Source organism: Herpetosiphonaceae bacterium (genome assembly GCA_036374795.1).
Taxonomy (GTDB): Bacteria; Chloroflexota; Chloroflexia; order Chloroflexales; family Kallotenuaceae; genus LB3-1.
Map to the genome: position 1 here is coordinate 70,406 of DASUTC010000210.1, position 6,000 is coordinate 76,405.

At 63.5% G+C, this 6,000-nt stretch carries 4 protein-coding genes; 1 reads left to right on the top strand and 3 read right to left on the bottom strand.

The features are described 5' to 3' along the window. The first annotated feature begins 290 nt into the window (after nt 1-290). Nucleotides 291-980 carry a hypothetical protein gene (locus VFZ66_15990; GenBank protein ID HEX6290691.1) on the top strand — a complete coding sequence of 230 codons (690 nt, stop codon included), beginning with the start codon at nt 291-293 and terminating at the stop codon, nt 978-980. A gap of 149 nt (nt 981-1,129) precedes the next feature. Here VFZ66_15990 and pknB read toward each other — a convergent pair whose 3' ends face one another. From pknB to htpG, 3 genes are all read right to left on the bottom strand, one after another. Beyond that, on the bottom strand, nt 1,130-2,998 hold the full coding sequence (pknB, locus tag VFZ66_15995; GenBank protein ID HEX6290692.1) for a Stk1 family PASTA domain-containing Ser/Thr kinase: 1,869 nt from the start codon (nt 2,996-2,998) through the stop codon (nt 1,130-1,132). Between the two features lie 256 nt (nt 2,999-3,254). Then, on the bottom strand, nt 3,255-3,773 hold the full coding sequence (locus tag VFZ66_16000; protein HEX6290693.1) for a ribonuclease H-like domain-containing protein: 519 nt from the start codon (nt 3,771-3,773) through the stop codon (nt 3,255-3,257). Between the two features lie 181 nt (nt 3,774-3,954). Beyond that, nucleotides 3,955-5,808, bottom strand: a complete 1,854-nt coding sequence (gene htpG / locus VFZ66_16005; GenBank protein HEX6290694.1) for a molecular chaperone HtpG — start codon at nt 5,806-5,808, stop codon at nt 3,955-3,957. Between the last annotated feature and the right edge of the window lie 192 nt (nt 5,809-6,000).

The window sequence follows — 6,000 nt, forward strand, 5'->3', positions numbered from 1 at the left end:
CACAAAGCACAAAGAGCAGAGAACCAGGAGTCAATCTGGATGCGATCCAGCGGCTCCTGGTTCTTGGTTTCTGGTGCTCGGCTCTGGCTGCTGGCTCTGGTCTTGCTTCGACCACCACATACATGCGTAACGTCGGCATCAGGCGATGATACGTGGCTGAAGTTCTTGAGTAGCCTATCAGGTGCGATACAGGCGTATCCGAGCAACATACCAGCGCTATCGGCTGCGTAGCCTGTTACAATCTTGCCGACAATACAGCTTTGCGAACACCCCCCGGAAGGACAAGAACCATGTCATATCGATCACGTCTGTTCATCGTCGCGCTGCTTGCGCTGCTCGTGCTGCTGCCTCAGGCCGCGCCGCGTCCTGCACAGGCAAATACCGGCGAGGTGATCTGCTTCGAGGATAAGACGCCCTACTGCCTCACGGGGCGCTTCCTCGACTACTGGCGACAGAACGGCGGCCTGCCGGTCTTTGGCTATCCGATCTCGCTCTTCCAGAATGAGGCGAACCCCGATACAGGCAAGACGTATCTGACCCAATGGTTCGAGCGCAACCGCTTCGAGATGCATCCCGAAAATCGCGCGCCGTATGATGTCCTGCTGGGCCGCCTTGGCGATCAGCGGCTCCGGCAGCTTGGACGCGACTGGCGCAGGGAGTACGAGTCGCGTCCGATCAACGCGGATTGCACGGCGGTGAACGTGGATAACTTGCAGTTCGCGGTATGCGAGCCGTTCCGCACCTACTACAACACGCACGGGCTGGAATTCGACGGCAGAAGCTCGATCTCCCCCGCAGAGTCGCTGGCGCTCTTTGGCCTGCCGCTCACCCAGGCGAAGATGGAGACGAACTCCTCCGGCGACCGGGTGCTGACGCAGTGGTTCGAGCGGGCGCGGTTTGAGTATCATCCCACCAACCCCGATCCGTACAAGGTGCTCCTGGGTCGGCTGGGCGCTGAAGTTCGGGGCAATGCCCGGTAGTTGAGTTTCGAGTTCAAAGTTCAAATTTCAAGAACCGAGTTCCAAACGAAGTATTTGGAACTCGGTTCTTGGCTCTTTTGTTCTCGATCAGGAGAGGGGGAAAGAATAGTAGGGGGACGCCCCCACACCCTCGCCCGGCCCCGCTGCGGTTAGGGCGCTCTCACTCCCAGCACGACGTTCGCATTGCGCGGGACGAGCTTACCGGGCGCGTCGATCGGGATGCCGTCGGCGGTAGCGCTGACGACCTCGTTCGGCTGGAAGCTGGTAAAGTTGGCAAGCCGCTCGGGGCCTTGCTCGTCGATCGCGACGAGCTCAAATCCGGCGGACTCGATCTGCGTGCGGGCGTCCGGCAGGAGCGTGCCATTGGCGATCACATCCGGGAAGGCCACGACATCGCCCGCGCTGACGACGATGGTGACGGTATCGCCCTTGTTGATCCGCGCGCCAGGCTGCGGATTCTGGCTGACCACAAAGCCTTCCTGAACCGTGCGGCTGGGCTGGATCTGCTGCTGGACGACGAATCCGGCGGCCTGAAGCTCGGCCTGCGCATCCTGAGCGCGGCGGCTGCCTACGTCGGGCACGGTAACGATCTCCGGGCCGAGGCTGACGACGATCGTGATCTCCGAGCCGATGGGCACGTCGGTGCCTGCCGGTGGATCTTGCACGATCACGGTTCCGGCGGGCGCTGGATCGTTGCGCGGCTGAAGGGCAGGATTGTCGGGGTCGGCGCGGCGCACCAGTCCAAGCTGGTTAAGCTGATCGACGACCGCGCGCTCGGACTGGCCCACAAAATCGGGCAGCCTGAGCGTTGCCACGGCGGTGCCGGTCGGCTGGGCGGTGGGGGTGGACTCTGGCGTGGCGGTGGCCGTCGCGGTGGGCGGCCCGCCCGTCTGGCCGCCGCCGAACTGCGACCAATCAGTATTGAGCGCGAAATAGGCCAGCGCCAGGACGCCGCCAAGCAGCAGCAGGCCGATCAGCAGCGTGCCGAAGCCCATGCCGCCGCTGTGGCGTGGTGGCGCGGCGATCGGCGGTGGCGGCGGCGCGACGTACGGGGGTCGCTGGGTCGGGCGGCGCTGCGGCTGTGGCGTGGGATTGACGGTTGTAGCATCGAGGCTGCGCTGGCGCGGGACGGGAGCAGGCTGCGGCGCGGGCGGTCGCGGCGTGGGATTGACCGGCACGGCGACCGTCTGCTGCATGCGTCCGCTGCGAAAATCGCGCAGCTCCTGGGCGAACTGCTGGGCGCTGGCGGGGCGCTGGCGGGGATCTTTGGCGATGGCGCGCAGCACGAGCGCTTCCAGGGATGGCGGCAGCGACGGGTTGATCTGGCGCGGCGGCGGCGCTGGCTGCTGAATATGTTGCAGCGCGACAGCCATCGGCGTATCGGCGACAAAGGGCAGCCGTCCCGTCAGCATCTCGTAGAGCACGATCCCCAGGCTATAAATATCGGATTGCGGCGTGGCGGTGAGGCCCTGCGCCTGCTCCGGCGAGATATAGTCGGCGGTGCCGAAGGTCATCCCGGCCTGCGTGACCGCCGTCGAGAGATGCGACTTGGCAATGCCGAAATCGGTGATGCGAATATGCCCGCTGGGCGTGAGCAAAATATTTTGCGGCTTAATATCGCGGTGGACCAGCCCGCGCCGATGGGCGTAGTCCAGCCCCTCGGCTACCTGCTCGACGATCTGCAAGGCCGTGTCGGGCGGCAGCGGCGCTTGCGCCTCGATCATCGTCTTGAGATCCTGGCCCTCGACCAGCTCCATCACGATATAGTTGAGATCACCCTCCTGCCCGACATCGTACACATCGACAATGTTGGGGTGCGACGACAGGTTGGCCGCCGACATCGCCTCGTGCGCGAAGCGCTGGAGAAACTCGTCGTCGGTGGCGTAGTAGTTGTGGAGCACCTTCACCGCCACCGCTCGCCCAAGCCGCAGGTCGCGCCCACGATAGACCGTCGCCATGCCGCCCTGTCCGAGCGGGCTGATCAGCTCGTAGCGTCCATTAAGCACTCGTTGTTGCATGATTTTCGCTTAGCTCTCTCCCCTATCACAAAGCTATTCGGCTCAAGGTAGCAGCAGCGCTGCCCTATGCTGCTGTGCATGGTACTGTGTTTGCCGCACAAACACAAGCGGCGCGGAGCAGAGGCAGCCGCGCGGATGGCTGGCGGAACAGAGCAGGTGTTGCAGCGACGTTGTTTCATCGGGCGCGCTCGTGGCAGACGATGCGCTCTGGCCGGAGGGGTTGCCAGAGGGCACAAGGGCGGAAGCTCCGGCGGTGCTAGCGATCCCAGATCCAGATCGCCTCGTGGAGCGGCTCTTCGGGCAGCGCATGCAGATATGCCCGCAGACGCGGCAGGTGGACGATATCGTCGCGGTTGTAGCGCAGCAGCAGCTCCAGCGCGGCGGTATCGCCGTAGACATCGTAGCGCTGCCAGAGACGGGGGGCGTCCCAGCCGCTCATGCCTGCGGTGCTGCGGGCGATGCCAAGCTGGATCTCGACCTTTTTCAGGCCGCCTTTAAGGCCATGCTTCCAACAGTCGCGCATCAGATCGTGGTGCTGAAAATCCTGTTTGAGATCGACGTGGAGCCGTCGCCGGATCACCGGCAGATCGAAGCTGCCGCCGTTGTAGGTATAGATCGTCTGCACGCCTTCCAGGGCACGGTACACGTTCAGATCGTGGACGCCGCCGCCAACCAGCTGGAAGGTGCCGCTGTCGGGGCGGTAGATGCCGATCACGGTGATCGAGCCGTCGAAGGCGGTTTCAATATCCAGATAGGCTGAAAGATTCTCGCTCATGGCATTCCTAGCTGACGCGGCCCACACCAGGATGCTGTATCGCCTCAACATCTGCTCGTGTGCCAGATTGTAATGCGCGGGTCGCCGGTTCGTCAATAATTGCCAGCGCCGCCAGAAAACACCGCAGGGCGTCATAGAAGCGACGCCCTGCTCCGCCTATGGTGACTTTGGATGACGGCGGCTACGCTGTCTCGCCGCGCGCCGCCGCCTCCATCAACTGCTGGATACGCGGCACCATCTGCGCCGGGTTAGGATGCAGGCCGTCGAGGAGCAGCGCGCTATCGTAGAGCTGCTCGACGATCACCTTGCCCAGCAGGTCATCGGGCCGCGACTCGTGGAGCTGGACCAGATTGCGGATCAGCGAGTGGGCGCGGTTCAGCTCCAGCGCCGAGGGCTGCACCTGATAATCGCGGTTGATCATGCGCTGGACGCGCTGCATATCGCGGGCCTGGCCCTCGGCAGCAGCTACCAGCCGGGCCGGGTTGTTCTTGAGCGTCTTGGAGGGCCGCACCTCCGTCACGCGCTCGCCCAGGATGTCCTTGATCCACACCGCCAGCCGATCGAACGCCTCCTGCGACACGCTCTCGGCCTGCTCCTCCTCCGGCAGCGGCGGCAGCTCAAGCTTGGGATCGTCGGCGTTCTTGAGCGGCGTGCCCTCGAAGTCGCGCAGGCTGCTCATCATAAAGCCGTCGACCAGATCGACCATCAGCAGCACCTCGATGTTGCGTGCCTGGAAGGCGTCGAGGTGCGGGCTGTGCCGGGCGCTATCCAGGTCGGTCGCCAGCACGTAGTAGATCGCGTCCTGGCCCTCGACCATCCGCTCTTTATACTGCGCCAGCGAAACCAGCTCGTCGGCCTGAGTGCTGTGGAAGCGCAGCAGCTTGACCAGCTCCTCGCGGGCGCTGGGCTCGCGGGCGATGCCCTCCTTGAGGAACGGCCCGAACTCGGTCCAGAACGTGCGATACGTCTCCGGCTCGTTTTCGGCAAGCTGCGCCAGCTCGCGCGACAGCCGTCCCGTGAGCGTCTTGCCGATGCGCTGAATTTCGGGCGTGCGCTGCACCGACTCGCGCGAAACGTTCAGCGGCAGGTCCTCGCTATCGACGACGCCCTCGACGAAGCGGAAGTAGTTGGGCAGCAGCAGATCCTTGGCATCCTCCTGAATCAACACGCTGCGGGAGTAGAGCTTGATCTTGCCCTCGGTGCGGCGCTCCAGAAAGCCGCGCTCGCGCTGCGACGGCACGAACAGGATCGCGTGCAGATCGATCGGCGCGTCGGTTGAGAGATGCACCTGATGCAGCGGCGCTTCCCAATCCATCGTTAGCTGGCGATAAAACTCCTTGTAGGCATCGGCATCGACCTCGCGCGGCGCGCGACGCCAGATCGGCTTGGTCTGATTGACCTGCTCCTCGCCGAGGAAGATCGGGAAGGCGATAAAATCGGAGTGCTTCTTGATGATCTGGCGCACCTTCCAGGGCTGCGCGAACTCTTTGGCGTCCTCTTTCAGGTGGATCGTGATCGTCGTGCCGCGCTCGGCGCGCTCGTCCGGCCCCACGGTATAGGTATCGCCGCCGGTCGACTCCCAGCGCACGGCCTGGGCATCGGGCTGGAACGAGCGCGAGGTGACGACGACGCTGTCGGCGACGGCAAAGACCGAGTAGAAGCCGACGCCGAACTGGCCGATCAGATCGGAGCGCTGCTCTTTTTGCAGTTGCTCCATCACCGCGCGCGCGCCGGAGTGCGCGATCGTGCCCAGGTTTTGGATCAGCTCCTCCTGGGTCATGCCCACGCCGGTATCGCTGATCGTCACGGTTCCGGCCTCCTCGTCGCTCGAAACGCGGATCACCAGCTCGGCATCGCGATCGACGACCTCGGAGTTGGTCAGCGCCTCGACGCGCATGCGGTGCATCGCGTCGGAGCTATTCGAGATGAGCTCACGCAGAAAGATCTCACGGTCGGTGTACAGCGCATGTGACAGGATGTGCAACAACTGCTGGACTTCGGCCCGAAACGTGTACGAATGAGGCTGATCGGTCATATACTTCTCCTGTTGGAATATTCATCTCCAAACACAAAATAATAGCAAATTTAAGCGAGTCTGCAAGCGGCTTGTCGACGATCGCAATCGCTTAAACGGCTGCGGGATCGCAGTGACGCTGCGCAATGAAGCCAGAGATAAGCGGGATCAGCCGGCAAGATCGGAGGCCGGGCTGATGCGCGGCACTGCCAC

Coding starts and splice junctions, on each gene's coding strand:
- VFZ66_15990 (HEX6290691.1), top strand. CDS start 291: ATGTCATATCGATCACGTCTGTTCATCGTCGCGCTGCTTGCGCTGCTC.
- pknB (HEX6290692.1), bottom strand. CDS start 2,998: ATGCAACAACGAGTGCTTAATGGACGCTACGAGCTGATCAGCCCGCTC.
- VFZ66_16000 (HEX6290693.1), bottom strand. CDS start 3,773: ATGAGCGAGAATCTTTCAGCCTATCTGGATATTGAAACCGCCTTCGAC.
- htpG (HEX6290694.1), bottom strand. CDS start 5,808: ATGACCGATCAGCCTCATTCGTACACGTTTCGGGCCGAAGTCCAGCAG.